Origin of the sequence: Streptomyces sp. NBC_00247 (assembly GCF_036188265.1) — a bacterium.
Lineage (GTDB): Bacteria > Actinomycetota > Actinomycetes > Streptomycetales > Streptomycetaceae > Streptomyces.
Map to the genome: position 1 here is coordinate 2,363,591 of NZ_CP108093.1, position 16,940 is coordinate 2,380,530.

The window sequence follows — 16,940 nt, forward strand, 5'->3', positions numbered from 1 at the left end:
CGCTCAGGGTTGGTCGGAGAAACCGGCCAGGTCCGTCAGTCCCACCAGGTCGAGCAGGGTACGCAGTTCGGGCGGTACGTCGCGCAGGCGCAGCGTACCGCCGCCCGCCCGGCGGGCGACCAGCGACAGCCGGGCCACCGCCTCCACGACGGTGAGGTCGGGGCGGACCACTCCCGCCAGGTCGCACACGGCCGGGGCGGCGGCGCGACCGGGGGCGGCCAGGAGCCGTTCCAGCTCGGCGCAGAGCTCCGGCACCCGGGCGCGGGTGATCCGGCCGGTGACCACGAGGGTGACCGGGGGCGGGAGGGGCGGCGTTGTGGCTTCCACACCAGTGCAGACCGTGCCCGCCGCCGTAACTCATCGGTGCACGGCTGCGGTCTCGCCGACCTGCGGAAAGACGACGGCCGGCCGGTACGGAGCACTCCGTACCGGCCGGCCGTAGCCGTCCTCGCCGCCGTCGCCGTCCGCACGGACGCACGGACGGGCGGGCAGTCGGGCAGTCGGGCAGTCGGGCAGTCGGGCAGTCGGGCAGTCGGGCAGTCGGGCAGTCGGCCCGGGTTACGCGATGCGCTCGCGCACCACCGGGGGGGCGGTGAAGTCCGTACCCGCCGGGGCGATGTCGTACGCGCCGGGCAGGGCGTCGAGGGCGTAGGAGAACTTCTCCGGGGTGTCCGTGTGCAGGGTCAGCAGCGGCTGGCCCTCGGTGACGGTGTCGCCGGGCTTGGCGTGCAGTTCGACGCCGGCTCCCGCCTGTACCGCGTCCTCCTTGCGGGCGCGGCCCGCGCCGAGGCGCCAGGCGGCGACGCCGACGTCGTACGCGTCGAGCCGGGTCAGCACGCCGGAGGCCGGGGCGGTGACGACGTGGCGCTCGCGGGCGACCGGGAGGGCCGCGTCCGGGTCGCCGCCCTGGGCGGAGATCATGCGGCGCCAGACGTCCATCGCGGAGCCGTCGGCGAGCGCCTTCTCGGGGTCGGCGTCCTTGAGGCCGGCCGCGTCCAGCATCTCGCGGGCGAGCGCCAGGGTGAGGGCGACGACGTCCTTGGGGCCCCCACCGGCCAGTACCTCGACGGACTCGCGGACCTCCAGGGCGTTGCCCGCCGTGAGGCCGAGGGGGGTGGACATGTCGGTGAGCAGGGCGACCGTGCGCACCCCGCTGTCGGTGCCGAGGGCGACCATGGTGGAGGCCAGTTCGCGGGCGTCCTCGATGGTCTTCATGAAGGCGCCGCTGCCCACCTTCACGTCGAGGACGAGCGCCCCGGTGCCCTCGGCGATCTTCTTCGACATGATCGAGCTGGCGATCAGCGGGATCGCCTCGACCGTGCCGGTGACGTCGCGGAGCGCGTAGAGCTTCTTGTCGGCGGGGGCGAGGCCGTCGCCCGCCGCGCAGATGACGGCGCCGGTGGTGCCGAGGACGCCGAGCATCTCCTCGTTGGAGAGGTGGGCGCGCCAGCCGGGGATGGACTCCAGCTTGTCGAGGGTGCCGCCGGTGTGGCCGAGGCCCCGGCCACTGAGCTGGGGGACGGCCGCGCCGCAGGCGGCGACCAGCGGGGCGAGCGGCAGGGTGATCTTGTCGCCGACGCCGCCGGTGGAGTGCTTGTCGGTGGTGGGGCGGGAGAGCGCCGCGAAGTCCATCCGCTCGCCGGAGGCGATCATCGCGGCCGTCCAGCGGGCGATCTCCGTACGGTTCATGCCGTTCAGCAGGATCGCCATGGCCAGGGCGGACATCTGCTCGTCCGCGACCTCACCGCGCGTGTACGCGTCGATGACCCAGTCGATCTGTTCGGGGGTCAGTTCGCCGCGGTCCCGCTTGGTGCGGATGACGGAGATGGCGTCCATGGGATTCCTTCCGGCAGGGGAGATCGGTCATGAGGGCGCGGGTCGCGCCGGGCGAGAGGGGCGGACCGGCCCGACTCTACGCGCATAGAGGTGGAACGAGGAGGTGGCCCTCCCGACGCGCGGGAGGGCCACCGGAGTCGAGGTGCCCGGGGGATCTCAGGCCAGGTTCTGCGGGCCGAAGGCCTGGGGCAGCATCTCGTCGAGGGTGCGCAGCCCGTCCGGGGTCTCCAGGACGAGGTCCGGCCCCCCGAACTCGTACAGCAGCTGGCGGCAGCGTCCGCACGGCACCAGGATCTCGCCCGCCCCGTCCACGCAGGTGAAGTGGGTGAGCCGGCCGCCGCCGGTGGCCACGAGCTCGGAGACCAGCCCGCACTCGGCGCAGAGGCCGATGCCGTACGAGGCGTTCTCCACGTTGCAGCCGGCGACGGTGCGGCCGTCGTCGACCAGGGCCGCGGCGCCGACCGGGTAGCCGGAGTACGGGGCGTACGCCCGGGACATCGCGTCCCGGGCCGCCTTCCGCAGCCCTTCCCAGTCGGCCGCCGCCGGGGCCGTCACTTGCCCTGGCCCTTGAAGTACGGCACACCGTCCGCCTTGGGCATCCGCAACCGCTGCGCGGAGAGCGCGAGGACCAGCAGCGTCGCCACGTACGGGGCGGCGTCCACGAACTGGCTGGGCACCTCGTCCGTGAGCGCGTACCAGACGAAGAGACCGGCGGCGAAGACCGCGGAGACCGCCGCGCCGATGTACTTGCGCCGCACCAGCTGCCAGATCACCGCGGCGACCAGCAGGATCGCCAGGAAGAGCAGCACCGCGTGGACGTTCTCGGCGCCGCCGCGCAGCTTCAGGCTGTCGGTGAAGCCGAAGAGACCGGCGCCGAGCGCCATGCCGCCCGGCATCCAGTTACCGAAGATCATCGCGGCGAGACCGATGTAACCGCGCCCGCCGGTCTGGCCCTCCTGGTAGATGCCGGTGGAGACGATCGCGAGGAACGCGCCCGCCAGTCCGGCGAGTCCGCCGGAGACGGCGACCGCGACGTACTTGTACGTGTACACGTTGACGCCGAGCGACTCGGCGGCCACCGGGTTCTCACCGCAGGAACGCAGCCGCAGGCCGAACGCGGTGCGCCAGAGCACCCACCAGGTGCCCGGGATCAGCAGGATCGCCACCACGGTCAGCAGCGAGAGGTGGGTGACCACACCGCCGATGATCCCGGCGAGGTCCGAGACGAAGAACCAGTGGTGGGCCTGGAGGTCGGCCATCCAGTCGGAGAGCCCGGGGACCGTGATGTCGGTGATCTCGCCGATGCGGGGCGACTGCTTGGAGGAGCCGCCCTCCGCCTCGGCGAAGGTGTAGTTCGACAGGTAGCGGGTGACGCCCACCGCGAGGATGTTGATCGCCACACCGGAGACGATGTGGTTGACCTTGAACGTCACGGTCATCACGGCGTGCAGCAGGCCACCGAGGGCGCCGCCCACGATGCCCATCAGGACACCGGTCCACGGGCCCCACTGGTAGCCGGCCCAGGCACCGAACCAGGTGCCGAGGATCATCATGCCTTCGAGGCCGATGTTGACCACGCCGGCGCGTTCGGCCCACAGGCCGCCGAGTCCGGCGAGGCCGATCGGGACGGCGAGCTGGAGCGCGCCGGAGACCTGGCCGACGGAGGTCAGGTCGTTCGCCCCGCTGATCACGCGGGTCAGCGAGAACAGCGCGAGACCTGCCGCGGCGATCAGAAGGACGACCGGCAGGCTCAGCCTGCTCCGGCCGCCGCCCTTCCTGGGCGCGGTGGTGGCGGTGGACGTCGTCGGGACGGTGCTCATGCCGCTGCTCCCTCACGGTTCTCGCGGGCCTGGGCGGCGAGTTCCTCGCCGACCTTCTGCTGCTGTCGGCGGAGCCCGTACTGGCGGACAAGTTCGTAGGAGACGACGACGGAGATCACGATCAGCCCCTGCATGATCATGGCGATCTCCTGCGGGTACCCGTACTGGTCCAGGGAGGCGGAGGTCTTCTCCAGGAAGGACATCAGCAGGGCCGCGAAGAACATGCCGACCGGGTTGTTGCGGCCGAGCAGGGCGACGGTGATGCCCATGAAGCCGACCCCGGCGGGGAAGCTGAGGTTGTACGTGTGGCTCTGGCCGAGCAGGATCGGCATGCCGACCAGACCGGCGACCGCGCCGGAGATCAGCATCGCCGTCAGCACCATGCGCTTGGCGTCGACGCCACTGGCCCGGGCGGCGCTCTCGCTGGCGCCGGTGGCGCGCAGGTCGAAGCCGAAACGGGTGCGGCCCAGGGTGAACCAGTAGACGACGCCGAGGGCGAAGGCGACGAAGGTGAAGCCGTAGATCGTGCCGCCGTCACCGGCGTCCAGGCCGGGGAACCAGCCGGAGGAGGCGATCTCGCCGGTGTTGAGGTCGTTGGAACCGGCCGGCTGGACACCGAAGTTGTCCGTCAGGATCAGCCAGGCGATCAGGCTCGTCGCGATGGCGTTGAGCATGATCGTCGAGACGACCTCGCTGACGCCCCGGAGGGTCTTGAGGAGACCGGCGATGCCGGACCAGAACGCGCCGACCGCCATCGCGGTGACCAGGATCAGCAGGATGTGCAGCGGACCCGGCAGCGTCACGGAGGCGCCGACCACGGCCGCGATCATCGCCGCGAGCCGGTACTGGCCGTCGACGCCGATGTTGAACAGGTTCATCCGGAACCCGACCGCGACGGCGAGCGCGGCGAGGTAGTACGTGCCCGTCTGGTTGACGATCAGCACCTGTACGTCGACGTACTGGGCGTTGTCGAACATCAGCCGGAACGGCTCGAAGGGGCTGTTGCCGGAGAGCAGCAGCACCACCGCGGTGAGCAGGAACGCCACCACCAGGGCGAGCGCCGGGCCGGCGACGCCCAGGAGCAGCCGGTCCCTGTCGAACTTCTTCATCGGCTCTCACCGTTCTCGTCGGGCGCGATGGTGTCGTCGTGCGCGATGTGGCCGGAGGCCGCGCCGGTCATGGCGGTGCCCAGCTCCTCCGGCGTGATGCTCGCCGGGTCGGCGTCCGCGACCAGCCGGCCCCGGTACATGACGCGCAGCGTGTCGGACAGGCCGATCAGCTCGTCCAGGTCGGCCGAGATGAGCAGCACGGCGAGGCCCTCGCGGCGGGCTTCGCGGATCTGGTCCCAGATCTGCGCCTGCGCGCCGACGTCCACGCCCCGGGTGGGGTGGGCGGCGATGAGCAGCTTCGGCCGGTGGCTCATCTCGCGGCCGACGATCAGCTTCTGCTGGTTGCCGCCGGAGAGGGAGGCCGCGGTGACGTCGATGCCGGGGGTGCGGACGTCGTACTCGCGCACGATCCGCTCGGTGTCGGCGCGGGCCGCCTTCGGGTCGAGGAACACACCCCGGCTGTTGGGCTTCTCGGTGACGTGGCCGAGGATGCGGTTCTCCCAGAGCGGGGAGTCCAGCAGCAGCCCGTGGCGGTGCCGGTCCTCGGGGATGACACCGAGGCCGCCCTCGCGGCGCTTGCGGGTGGAGGCGTGCGAGATGTCGGCTCCGTCCAGCGTGATGGTGCCGCCGTCCGGGTCGCGCAGGCCGGTGATGGCCTCGATCAGTTCGCTCTGGCCGTTGCCCTCGACACCGGCGATGCCCAGGACCTCACCCTTGTGGATGGTGAAGCCGATGCCGTCGAGCACCTCGCGGATCACGCCGTCGGAGTCGGTCGCGGTGAGCCGCAGCCCGTCCACGGTGAGCATGGCGACGTCGGTGACGGTCGACTCGCGGGTCTCCGGGGAGGGCAGCTCGCTGCCGACCATCAGCTCGGCGAGCTGCTTGGTCGTCGCGGTGCGCGGGTCGGCGGTGCCGACGGTGGTGCCCCGGCGGATGACGGTGATCTCGTCGGCCACGGAGAGCACTTCACCGAGCTTGTGCGAGATGAAGATGACGGTCAGGCCCTCGGCCTTGAGCTCGCGGAGGTTGGCGAAGAGCGCGTCGACCTCCTGCGGGACGAGGACCGCGGTGGGCTCGTCGAGGATGAGGGTGCGGGCGCCGCGGTAGAGGACCTTGAGGATCTCCACACGCTGGCGGTCGGCGACGCCGAGTTCCTCGACGAGGACGTCGGGGCGGACGCTGAGACCGTAGGCGTCGGAGATCTCCAGGATCTTCCTCCGGGCCGCGCCGCCGATGCCGTGCAGCTTCTCGGCGCCGAGGACGACGTTCTCCAGGACGGAGAGGTTGTCGGCGAGCATGAAGTGCTGGTGGACCATGCCGACCCCGCGCGCGATGGCGTCGGCGGGGCTGGCGAAGGTGACGGTCTCTCCGTCGATCGCGATGGTGCCCTCGTCCGGCTTCTGCATGCCGTAGAGGATCTTCATCAGGGTCGACTTGCCGGCGCCGTTCTCGCCGATGAGCGCGTGCACGGTGCCCTTGGCGACGGTGATGTCGATGTCGTGGTTGGCGACGACGCCGGGGAAACGCTTGGTGATGCCGCGGATTTCAACGGCAGGAGGGCTGGACGCGTTGATGACGCACTCTCCTTGGCGGGGAAGGAGCGGAGCACGGCTGCCGGAGATGGGGCCGTACGAGCAGGGGCCGGGGCGAAGCTACCGCGCCCGAGGGTGCTCTGGGTCGAGTCGAGTTCTGGGCCGGATCAGTGAGCGGCGTCGTGCGGCTTCGGCTCCGACGACAAGCCGGAGACGGAGTCGCAAGGCGTCGCGAGCCCGGCCCGGAACTCGATACGGGCCCTACACGCGCAGCGTTGCCGAAGAGAAAGATCCGGACGGCGGAACACCGTCCGGGACCGGGGAGTTCGGCGTGTGCCGTTCTCCCCGGTCCCGGAATCATAGGGTTCCGCGTCCGGGTACCCGCGACCGCACCCGTGACGGGCGGCGGGGCGCCGCCCTCACGGGGTGGGACCGTTACGGGGTGGTCTTGACCGTGATCGTGCCGGCGATGATGGCGGCCTTGGCCTTGTCGATCGCGGCGGTGACGTCCGTCATCGCGGTGAAGGCCGGGTTGGAGGCCGCGAGGCCCACGCCGTCGGTGTCCAGACCGGCGCGGATCTCACCGGTCTCCGGCTTGCCGTCCTTGACCGACTTGATCAGGTTGAAGACCGAGTCGGCGACGTCCTTGGTGACCGACGTCAGGATGTAGTCCTTGTAGTCGGCGAGGCCGGCCTGGTTGTACTGGTCGGAGTCGACGCCGATGGACCACTTCTTGGCCTTCGAGGTGACCTCGATCGCGCCGGAGCCGGCGAGACCGGCGGCGGAGTAGATCACGTCGGCGCCGGCGTCGAGCTGACCCTGCGCGGCGGCCTTGCCGAGGTCGGGCTTGGAGAAGCCCGTGAAGTCCGGCGGCTGGGTCAGGTACTGGACCTTGACGTTGACGCCCGCCTTGGTGTCCTTGACGCCCTGGACGAAGCCGGCCTCGAACTTCTTGATCAGCGGAGTCTCGACACCACCGATGAAGCCGACCGTGTCCGTCTTGGTGACCTTGGCGGCGGCGACGCCGGCGAGGTAGGAACCCTGCTCCTCGCTGAAGACCAGGTTCGCGGTGTTCTTGGTGGGCTTCGAGCTGTCGTCGATGATCCCGAACGTGGTGTTCGGGAACTTCGCGGCGACCTCGGCGATGGCGCTGGCGTAGACGAAGCCGACACCGATGACCGGGTTGTTGCCGCCGCGCGCGAGCTCCGTCAGGCGCTGGATCTTGTCCGCGTCGCTCTCGCCCTCGGAGGGCTCGGCCTCGACACCCTTGTAACCGAGCTCCTTCGTGGCCTTCTCCAGGCCCGCGTAGGCGGCGTCGTTGAACGACTGGTCGCCGCGGCCACCGATGTCGTAGGCGAGGGCGGTCTTGCCGCCGGCGGACGAGCTGCTGCTGCTGTCGCTGCTGCTGCCCTCGGAGGACGTCTTACCGCCACAAGCCGTGACGGACAGCGCGAAAGCCGCGGACGCAATGCCCACGGTGGCGATCCTGGTGATCCGGCGCACTGGGAGGCTCCTTAAAAACCTGACCGAAAGCGCCACTCCGGCGCTGGGTTCGCCGCGATCGTAACGCGCGTAGATGTCAGTTAAAGACACGTTCACCGGTCGTTATCGGATCGTCGTGAAGAGTTCTGGTCACATCAGGACGCCTGACACTCCGCCACATTTCGGATGAAAGGCTCCCGCAGGGCTCCCGCGTTGCCCACGCCGTGGCTCCTATGTCCTCCATGGAGGACATCACCTGACATCAGGGGGTGACACTCCCGAAAAGGGGACGTGACACGGAACTCACGTCCCCCGGACGGCACCCCGGCATCCCTACCTCGCGCCGTTGAGCAGAGCGGCGGCGGTGAACAGTTCGACCCCGACGGTGATGGCCTCCTCGTCCACGTCGAAGTCGCCCCGGTGCAGGTCGAGCCCGCGGGTGTCGCCGTGCGCCCGGACGCCGAGGCGGGCCATGGCGCCAGGCACGTGCTCCAGGTACCAGGAGAAGTCCTCGCCGCCGAGGCTCTGCTCGGTGTCCTCGATCGCGTACGGGCCGCGGCGCTCGGTCATGGCGGCGTCGAGCAGCCCGATGGAGGCCGCGTCGTTGACGACGGGCGGCACCCCCCGGACGTAGTTGATGACCGTCTTGGCGCCGTGCGTGGTCGCGATCTCGTCGACGGCCGCGTGCACCAGGTCGGGGGCCTCCCGCCACGCCTTCAGGTCGAGGCAGCGGACCGTACCGGAGAGCTCCGCGTGCTGCGGGATCACGTTGCAGGCGTGCCCGGTGTGCAGCCGGCCCCAGGTGACGGCGAGGCCGGAGCGCGCGTCGACCCGGCGGGCGAGCAGCGCGGGCACGTCCACGGCGACGCGGGCGGCGGCGGTGACCAGGTCCGTGGTGAGGTGCGGGCGCGCGGTGTGGCCGCCCGCGCCGTCAAGGGCGACTTCCAGCCGGTCGCAGGCGGAGGTGATGGCCCCGATCCGCAGCCCGATCTTGCCCACGTCCACCTTGGGGTCGCAGTGCACACCGATGATCCGGCCGACGCCCTCCAGGACGCCGGACTCGATGGCGTCGGGGGCGCCGCCGGGCAGCACTTCCTCGGCGGGCTGGAAGATCAGCCGGACCGCGTGCGGAAGGGCGCCCCGGCGGTCGAGTTCGGCGAGGACCAGACCGGCGCCGAGGACCGTGGTGGTGTGCACGTCGTGGCCGCAGGCGTGCGCGCGGTCGGGGACGGTGGAGCGGTAGGGGACGCCCGTCTTGGCGTCCGGGATGGGCAGCGCGTCGATGTCCGCGCGCAGCGCCAGCATCGGCGTCTCGCCGTCCCACCGCCCCACGTCGCACATCAGGCCCGTACCGGTGGAGAGCACCCGGGGGGCGAGCCCGGCCTGCTCCAGCCGGGCCTTGATGGCGGCGGTGGTGCGGAACTCCTGGTTGCCGAGCTCGGGGTGCATGTGGAGATCGCGGCGGAAGGCGATCAGCTCGGCCCGGAGCTCTTCGGAGAGGGTGCCGGGCAGGGAGACGGCCCGGGCCGGTGAGCCACCGGCCGGTTCACCGTCGGCGTGGACGAGGGACGCGCGGGACTTCAACTGGTTCACCCATCGAAGGGTATGCCTACGGAACGCCCGATCGGACATGGATCAACAAAACTTCAGCACCTCGGATGAATATGAAACGGCGCGGAAACGTGTGGGGCATACGCCCGGTGGGTAAACTGCGCCGTTTCTCCCGACTGCGCCGTACGGGTGGGGCGTTCGGGCCCGTACGCCGTACGCGGGAACGCGCGCGGGGCCGTACGCGAAACGGCGTACGCGGCTCGTGCCGCGTACGCCGTGGGGAGTGGGCCGTCGGCGGGACCCGGTCAGGGTCCCGCCGGAGGGGCCAGCGGGGCGAAGGCCAGCCGGTGCACGTCCCGGGCGGTCTCGGTGACCCCCGCGAGGAACCCCTGCGCACGGGAGGACGCCGTGGCCCGCAGCCACTCGGGGTCGATGTCGCAGACCGCGACCCGGACCCCGGTCCCCGCCAGCGCGAGGGGCAGCGTGTGCACCACGGTGGAGGGGAAGCTCAGCACGGTACGGCCGATGGGGCCGCGCCGGGCGATGAGCTCCAGCGGCAGGTCGGGGCGGACGATCTCCAGGCCGGTGACGGCTTCCAGGGCGCGGAGCTTGTCGGCCGACTCGCGGCGGTGCGCGAAGTAGCGGGTGGCGCCGTGCGTACGGGCGAGGGCCGCCACCGCCTCCTGGTAGGGCGCCGCGTCGACCACGCCGGTCTCCACCAGGGAGGTTCCGACGATGTCGGCGCCCTTGGTGAGACGGGGCGGCCCGAAGCGGGCGCGGGTCCAGGAGAAGGTGTTGGCGGTGACCTCGACCCCCTCGGGGGCCTGGACCGGCATCGCGGTGAACACCTCGACGCGGTGCCCGGACGACGGGGTGAACCGGCGTCGCGCGGAGGCGGTGACCGGCGCGAGCAGCAGCTCGCGCGGTCCCCTGTTCCCCTTGCGGTGCCAGCGCACCAGCCGCTCGCCGCGGGCGAGCTGGGCCACGAACTCCATCGTGGCGGTGCCGTCGTCGACCACCGTGAGGTGAGCCGTCCGCACGATGCTCAGCAGGAGCTGTACGTAGCGGGAGAACGGGTCACCGATCACGACCTGGTCGGCCTTGCGCACCAGCGCCACCAGGGCGCGCAGCGTCTTGAGGGGGGTGCCCTGTTCGCCGCGCGCCTCCTGCCAGCGCACGGTGATGCCCTCGTCGCGGGCCAGGTCGGCCATCCTGCGCAGCTGGCCGCGAGACATCGGGTCGACCGGGGGGAGGACGACGACCGTGGTGACGGCCGGCGCCTCCTCCCCCTTGGCGTGGGTCCACTCCAGGACGTTCAGGAGCTGGACCGGGCTCTCGACGAAGGCGAGATTCACCGGAGGTCGTCTCAGACCGCGGCCGGCTCGGCGGCCGTCGCGCTCTCGGTCTCGGCGACGACGCCCGCGACGCGGCGGAGCTTCTTCATCGGGCCGAGCTCCGACGCGTAGACCTTCTTCACGCCGTCGCCGAGGGAGGCCTCGATGGTGCGGATGTCGCGGACCAGGCGGGCGAGGCCCTGCGGCTCGACGGAAGCGGCCTGGTCGGAGCCCCACATGGCGCGGTCCAGGGTGATGTGGCGCTCGACGAACGTGGCGCCGAGCGCGACGGCGGCCAGCGTGGTCTGGAGGCCGGTCTCGTGGCCGCTGTAGCCGATCGGGACGTTCGGGTACTCGGCCTGGAGGGTGTTGATGACGCGCAGGTTGAGCTCCTCGGCCACCGACGGGTACGTCGAGGTGGCGTGGCACATGAGGATGTTGTCGCTGCCGAGGACCTCGACCGCGTGGCGGATCTGCTTCGGGGTCGACATGCCGGTGGAGAGGATGACGGTGCGGCCGGTGGCGCGCAGGGCGCGGAGCAGCTCGTCGTCGGTGAGGGAGGCGGAGGCGACCTTGTGGGCCGGGACGTCGAACTTCTCCAGGAAGGCGACGGCCTCGGTGTCCCACGGGGAGGCGAACCAGTCGATGCCGCGCTTGGCGCAGTGCTCGGCGATGGTGCGGTACTCGTCCTCACCGAACTCGACGCGGTGGCGGTAGTCGATGTACGTCATCCGGCCCCAGGGAGTGTCGCGCTCGATGTCCCACTGGTCGCGCGGGGTGCAGATCTCCGGGGTGCGCTTCTGGAACTTGACGGCGTCGCAGCCGGCGTCGGCGGCGACGTCGATCAGGGCCAGGGCGTTGTCCAGCTCGCCGTTGTGGTTGATGCCGATCTCTCCGGTGATGTACACGGGCCGGCCGGGGCCGGCGGTGCGGGTACCGAAGCTGCGCAGACGGGAGTCGCTCATGGTGAGGGTGTTCCTTACTTGGTGGTGATCGTGGGGGTGTTGACGGTGGGGGTGGTGCCTGTGGGGGTGGCGGCCGGACGGGATCCGGCCCGGGTGAGGGTCAGTTCGGGGCCCAGCAGCCAGCCCGCGATCTCACGGATCGCTCCCTGGCCGCCGGGGGTCCGGGTGACGGCGCGCGCCGCGGTCCGGACCGACTCGTGGGCGCTCGCGACCGCGACGGGCCAGCCCGCCAGGGCGAAGCAGGCCAGGTCGTTGACGTCGTTGCCGGCGTAGAGGACCCGGTCGGGGCTGACGCCGTTCTCGTCGCACCACTGCTTGAGCGCGAGGTCCTTGCGGTCGATGCCGTGCAGCACGGGGACCTGGAGCTTGCGGGCGCGGGCGGCGACCACCGGGTTCTGCTCGGTCGACAGGATGAGGACGTCCAGCCCGGCGCGGCGCATGGCCGCGATGCCGAGGCCGTCTCCGCGGTGGACGGAGACCGTCTCGTGGCCGTCCTGGCCGACCATGACCCGGTCGTCGGTCTGGGTGCCGTCGAAGTCGAGGACGACGGCGTCCACGTCCGCGAGGGTCGGCAGCGCGGAGGGGTCCAGCAGCGGGGCGAGTGCGCGGGCGCGGGCCAGCTCGTGCTGGTCGTCGATCTCCAGCACCCGCGCCGGGTCCGTGCGGACCAGGGCGGTGTGGCCGAAGAAGCGGTGGTGGTGGGTGCGGAAGCCCGCCACGTCCATGGCGTACGCGGCCCCGGTCTCCAGCAGGTCCTGCGGACGGTCCTGGCGGCGGGGGCGAACGGACTTGTCGTGGTTGACGCCGTAGCTGCTCTCCTCGACCGCTTCCCCGTCGCGCCACACGAAGCCGTGGAACGGGGCGACGGTGACGGCCGTGTCGGCGCCCTCGCGGGCGACCGCGCGGGCCACCCCGTCGACGTCCTCGCGGGAGAGGAACGGGCTGGTGCACTGGACGAGCAGCACCACGTCGGCGGCGGCGCCGCGCAGCGCCTCGTAGGCGTCGAGCGCGTGCAGCACGGCCGCCTCGCTCGTCGCGGTGTCCCCGGAGATGTCCGCGGGGCGCTGGACGACGTGCACCCGGCCGGCCTCCGCCGCGCTCTCGCCGGCGAGCCGGGCGGCTTCGGCGATGGCGGCGTCGTCGGTGGTGACGACGACGTCCGTGACCTCGGTGGAGCCGAGGCAGGCGCGGACCGCGCGGGCCACCAGCGGGACGCCGCCGACCTGCGCGAGGTTCTTGGCGGGGACGCCCTTGGATCCGCCCCGGGCGGGGATCACCGCGAGGACGGTGCGTGACGGCATGGATGCTCCTGACGTGGTGGTCACAGTTCGCCCATCCGCCGGATCACGGGGGCGACGCGCTGGACGCCCTGGCGGTAGGCGCCGCGCGCCGCGTTGCGGACGGTCTCGCGCACCGCGCCCCTGATGCGGCCGGTGGGGAGGGGGGCCGCCGCGCCGGGCAGCGGCCGGCCGTCTGGGCCGAGGTGGTGGCGGGCGAGGATGCCGGGGAGGTATCCCGGCGCGGTGGAGGGGGTGTAGTAGGGGGCGAGCGGCGGCAGTTCGCCGGCCGCCAGCAGCGCGCCGACCCGGTCGCGCGCCGCGTCGTAGGCGGTGGCGTACGTGCCGTCGGCGGCGACGCCCTGGCCCGCGAGCCACTCGGGGTCCGGGACGGGGTGCAGGCCCTCGTCCAGCCGGTCCCAGGAGGTGAGGAGACCGGAGCCGACGAAGTGGTGGTTGCCGAGCGTCTCGCGGACGCCGAGGTCGCTGAGGATCGCGGTCGGGACGGACCGGTGCAGCGACTCCAGCGCGGCGGTGGAGGAGACGGTGACGAGCAGGTCGGTGCGGTCGAGCACCTCGCCCATGTGTCCGTACACCAGCCGGAAGTTGGCGGGCAGGCCGCCGGGCAGGCGCTCCGCGAGCCGCTGGTAGGGCAGCTCCTCGATGTGCGTGGTCTGCTCGCCCGGCTTGGAGCGGAGCTTGAGCACCACCTCGCGGTCCGGGTGGGTGCGGGCGTGCTCGACGAGCCGGCGCAGCAGATACGTACGGTCGGCGCGGGACGCCGGTACGGAGGGCTGCGCGGCGAACACCACGGTGTCGCGGCCTTCCCGCGCCCGGTACGGTTCCCCGCCGAGGAACGGCAGGGCCGCCTCGGTGACGGCGCCCGCGTCGGCGCCGACCCCTTCGTACACGGCGCGGAAGCGCTCCGCGTCCTGGGCCGAGTTGGCGAGGACGACGTCCGCGCCGTGCCGGAGCAACAGCCCGTCGGCGAGCTTCTCGTAGACGACGCCGACGTAGCCGGTGACGACGACGGGCCTGCGGGGCAGGTCCAGGGCGGCCAGGCCGTGCAGCATCGCCTGGACGCCGCCGCCGACGAGGGCGAGCACGACGACGTCGTACTTCTCCTCGCGCACGGTGCGCAGGAACTCGACGGCGGTGACCTCGCGGACCCGGCCGGCTTCCACGCCGACGTCGCCGACCTCGGCGAGCTGGCGTGCGGTGGGAGTGGCCCGTCCGCGCAGCAGGAGTCCGCTGATTTCGACCGGGCGCTCCGGGAGGGATTCCCCGCCCGCGACGGTGAGCCGGCGCGCGGTGAGCGCACCCCATTTCCATCGGGTGTCGGAATCTGCGAGGACGGCCACCCGGAGCGCCGCGGAATTGACGGGAGCTTCGGCGGGTGCGGCCGGATCATTGGTACGAGGGGGCACGTCCTAGAAGGTAGGAAGCCATTTCGTTGAGCGGCCCAACATGACGGCAACAAAGGGTTAACAGAGGATCGACGCTTGGGTTTTCCCTTCCCCGAGGGGTGAAGTGCACCCCCGAAAAAGGTCACTTCATGATCCCGCCATGTGGTGTTCACCTTGCATACGCGTGACGGATGAGGAAAAGGACGGACCCGCAACTAGCGTGATGCGTGTGGTCAAGCTCTCCGTCATCGTGCCGTTCTACAACGTGCAGACATACGCGCCCGACACCCTCCGAAGTCTGAGAACGAACGCTCGCGAGGACTTCGAGTTCATCCTCGTCGACGATTGTTCGACCGACGGAACAGGGGACATCCTTTCCCGCGCCCGGGAAGAAATTCCGGGAGTGTCGGTCGTACGGCACAAGAAGAACGGCGGCCTGGCGACCGCACGCAACACCGGCCTCGACGCCGCGACCGGGGAGTATCTGACCTTCCTGGACGGCGACGACTGGCTGGCTCCCGGGTACTTCGCCTCGCTTCTGGAGTCGATCGAGCGGCTGGGCTGCGACTTCGTGCGCTCCGACCATGTACAGGTCACCGGCCGGGTCCGGACCGTGCACCGGGTGCCGCACGGGATGCGCAACCACGTGCTGGACCCCCGGGCCGTGATCCTCCCCGCCCATCGCTCCACGCCCGTCGACTACCCGTACGCCTGGGCCGGCATCTACCACCGGCGGCTCCTGGACCGGGGTCTGCTGCACTTCACCGACGGGCTGCGCACCGCCGAGGACCGCCCGTGGATCTGGCGGCTCCACCGCCAGGCCGAGAGCTTCGCCTCGGTGGGGCTTCTCGGCGTCTTCTACCGGCGAGGAGTGGCGTCCTCGCTCACCCAGATCGGGGACGTACGCCAACTGGACTTCATCCGGTCGTTCGACCAGGTCGTCGAGGAGACGTCGCAGGACCCGGACGCCGACGCGCTGCTGCCCAAGGCGGTCCGTACCTACTGCGCCGTCATGGCCCACCACCTCGGCTCCATCGAACGGTTCGAGCCCCCGGTGGCGAAGCAGCTGCGCTCGATGACCGCGGCGGCCCTGCGACGGCTGCCCCAGGACATCCTCGACGAGACGCTGGCCTCACTGGGCGACCACCGTGCCGCCCTGCTCCGCCGGGCACGCCGCCGCGCCGTCGCCTCCGAAGTCCCCGCCCCTGCCGCCGCCCCGGGAGCCACCGTCTGATGTCCGGCATCCGCACCACCCAGCTCTTCTTCGCCTCCTCGCAGTACGCCGCCCTCACGGTGACCGCCGCCATCCGGGCCGGACTCTTCGGCCCCCGCCACGAACACCGGCGCGTCCTGGTCGTCAGCGACCCCTCGCCCGCCCCCGAGGTCGGCACATCGCTCGACCGGATGGCTGGCTTCGAGTCGCTGCGTCCCGAGTACGACGACGTGCGGTCCTGGAACGCGTTCCTGCGGCCCTTCCACCCGGTCGGATGGTCCCCGCGCGAGCAGGACACGCTGCTGTGGGAGCGATACCTGCGGATCGAGTGGGAGCTGGGCGACGGCCCGCTGGAGGTCGCCTGCGAATCGATCCAGGCCAACCCGTCCCAGGCGGTGGCCAGGATCTTCGGCGACGCCCCCCTGCACATCTACGCCGACGGCCTGATGAGCTACGGCCCGACCCGCAGCAAGATCGACCCGTTGATCGGCACCCGCATCCAGCGGCTGCTCCACCTGGATCTGGTGCCGGGGCTGCGGCCGCTGCTGCTGACCGAGTTCGGCGTGGAGCCCGTGGTCGTTCCGACACCGGAGTTCCTGAAGGCGCTGGGCGCGCTCGCGGACGCCGCGGGCGAACTGGACGTGCGGGACGGCGCACCCGCCCTGCTCCTCGGCCAGTACCTTTCGGCGATCGAGATCCTGACGTCGCAGGAGGAGCGCGAACTGCATCTGCGGATGCTGCGCGGCGCCGTCGCGCTGGGCCACCGCAGGGTGGTGTTCAAGCCGCACCCCTCGGCCCCGGTGGGCTGGTCGCGGGACCTGGAGCAGGAGGCGGAGCGTCTCGGCGCGGAACTGTCGGTGCTCGACAGCCCTGTCATCGCCGAGGTCGTCTACGAACGGCTCCGTCCGGCGCTCGTCGTCGGCGCGTTCTCCACCGCGTTGCTGACCGCGACCGCCTTCTACGGGATTCCGGTCGCTCGGGTCGGTACCGAGGAGCTGCTGGCGGGCCTGACGCCGTACCAGAACAGCAACCGGATCCCGGTGACCGTCGTCGACGCCCTGCTGCCTCCGCTGGAGGACGCCTCGGCGGTCGAGACCTGGACGATGCCCGACGAGGAGTGGGTGCGTGAGGAGCTCTCCGGCCTGGTGACGGCGGTCGGCTTCGCGATGCAGGCGCAGATCTACCCGGAGCTCCGGGCGGCGGCCGAGCGCCACCTCTCCGGCATGGACCCCGCAACCCTGTCGCGGTACTTCCGCCGCCGCCGTCTGACCGCCCTGGCCCTTCCCGGCGCGCTTCCCCCCCAACTCGACTTCATCCCGCGCAACGCCACGGTCCGCAAGTTCGCCCGGCAGGCGGTCGCCTGGAAGCGGGCGGCAGGCCGGCGGGTCCAGCGCGGCCGCTGACACTCACCCAAG

The 16,940-nt window shown here is 71.5% G+C and carries 14 protein-coding genes; 2 read left to right on the forward strand and 12 right to left on the reverse strand.

Going from position 1 to position 16,940, the window contains the following annotated elements; genetic code table 11:
- Positions 1 to 3: 3 nt before the first annotated feature.
- The 12 genes from OHT52_RS09815 to OHT52_RS09870 all read right to left on the reverse strand — a co-directional run bounded on the left by OHT52_RS09815 (position 4) and on the right by OHT52_RS09870 (position 14,333).
- A complete protein-coding gene (locus OHT52_RS09815) occupies positions 4 to 327 on the reverse strand; it encodes an STAS domain-containing protein (RefSeq protein ID WP_328719745.1) in 324 nt (107 codons plus the stop codon).
- Positions 328 to 558: 231 nt separating this feature from the next.
- A complete protein-coding gene (locus tag OHT52_RS09820) occupies positions 559 to 1,836 on the reverse strand; it encodes a thymidine phosphorylase (protein ID WP_328719746.1) in 1,278 nt (425 codons plus the stop codon).
- A 156-nt stretch (positions 1,837 to 1,992) separates the two neighbouring features.
- Positions 1,993 to 2,391, reverse strand: coding sequence for a cytidine deaminase (locus tag OHT52_RS09825; protein ID WP_328719747.1), 399 nt, complete (start codon positions 2,389 to 2,391; stop codon positions 1,993 to 1,995).
- A complete protein-coding gene (locus OHT52_RS09830) occupies positions 2,388 to 3,656 on the reverse strand; it encodes an ABC transporter permease (protein ID WP_328719748.1) in 1,269 nt (422 codons plus the stop codon). Before OHT52_RS09830 ends, OHT52_RS09825 begins: the two co-directional genes overlap by 4 nt.
- Positions 3,653 to 4,765 (reverse strand): ABC transporter permease, encoded by a 1,113-nt coding sequence (locus OHT52_RS09835; RefSeq protein ID WP_328719749.1) that lies wholly within the window; start codon positions 4,763 to 4,765, stop codon positions 3,653 to 3,655. Before OHT52_RS09835 ends, OHT52_RS09830 begins: the two co-directional genes overlap by 4 nt.
- Positions 4,762 to 6,339: an ABC transporter ATP-binding protein gene (locus tag OHT52_RS09840; RefSeq protein ID WP_328723679.1), complete on the reverse strand. Its 1,578-nt coding sequence runs from the start codon at positions 6,337 to 6,339 to the stop codon at positions 4,762 to 4,764. Before OHT52_RS09840 ends, OHT52_RS09835 begins: the two co-directional genes overlap by 4 nt.
- Positions 6,340 to 6,732: 393 nt before the next feature.
- Positions 6,733 to 7,800: a BMP family lipoprotein gene (locus OHT52_RS09845; protein ID WP_328719750.1), complete on the reverse strand. Its 1,068-nt coding sequence runs from the start codon at positions 7,798 to 7,800 to the stop codon at positions 6,733 to 6,735.
- Positions 7,801 to 8,112: 312 nt separating this feature from the next.
- Entirely contained in the window at positions 8,113 to 9,363 is a 1,251-nt protein-coding gene (locus tag OHT52_RS09850; protein WP_443046780.1) for an amidohydrolase, read from the reverse strand.
- A gap of 272 nt (positions 9,364 to 9,635) precedes the next feature.
- Complete coding sequence (locus tag OHT52_RS09855) at positions 9,636 to 10,685, reverse strand: hypothetical protein (RefSeq protein ID WP_328719751.1); 1,050 nt, start codon at positions 10,683 to 10,685, stop codon at positions 9,636 to 9,638.
- Positions 10,686 to 10,696: 11 nt separating this feature from the next.
- Positions 10,697 to 11,629 (reverse strand): N-acetylneuraminate synthase family protein, encoded by a 933-nt coding sequence (locus OHT52_RS09860; protein ID WP_328719752.1) that lies wholly within the window; start codon positions 11,627 to 11,629, stop codon positions 10,697 to 10,699.
- A gap of 14 nt (positions 11,630 to 11,643) precedes the next feature.
- Positions 11,644 to 12,930, reverse strand: a complete 1,287-nt coding sequence (locus tag OHT52_RS09865) for an acylneuraminate cytidylyltransferase (protein ID WP_328719753.1) — start codon at positions 12,928 to 12,930, stop codon at positions 11,644 to 11,646.
- Positions 12,931 to 12,950: 20 nt separating this feature from the next.
- Entirely contained in the window at positions 12,951 to 14,333 is a 1,383-nt protein-coding gene (locus OHT52_RS09870) for a DUF6716 putative glycosyltransferase (RefSeq protein ID WP_328719754.1), read from the reverse strand.
- A 208-nt stretch (positions 14,334 to 14,541) separates the two neighbouring features.
- Between OHT52_RS09870 and OHT52_RS09875 the strand changes: the two genes are divergently transcribed.
- The gene (locus OHT52_RS09875) at positions 14,542 to 15,546 is read left to right on the forward strand and encodes a glycosyltransferase family 2 protein (RefSeq protein WP_328719755.1); all 1,005 of its coding nucleotides are present in this window, start codon (positions 14,542 to 14,544) and stop codon (positions 15,544 to 15,546) included.
- Entirely contained in the window at positions 15,546 to 16,928 is a 1,383-nt protein-coding gene (locus tag OHT52_RS09880) for a polysialyltransferase family glycosyltransferase (RefSeq protein WP_328719756.1), read from the forward strand. Before OHT52_RS09875 ends, OHT52_RS09880 begins: the two co-directional genes overlap by 1 nt.
- Positions 16,929 to 16,940 lie beyond the last annotated feature (12 nt).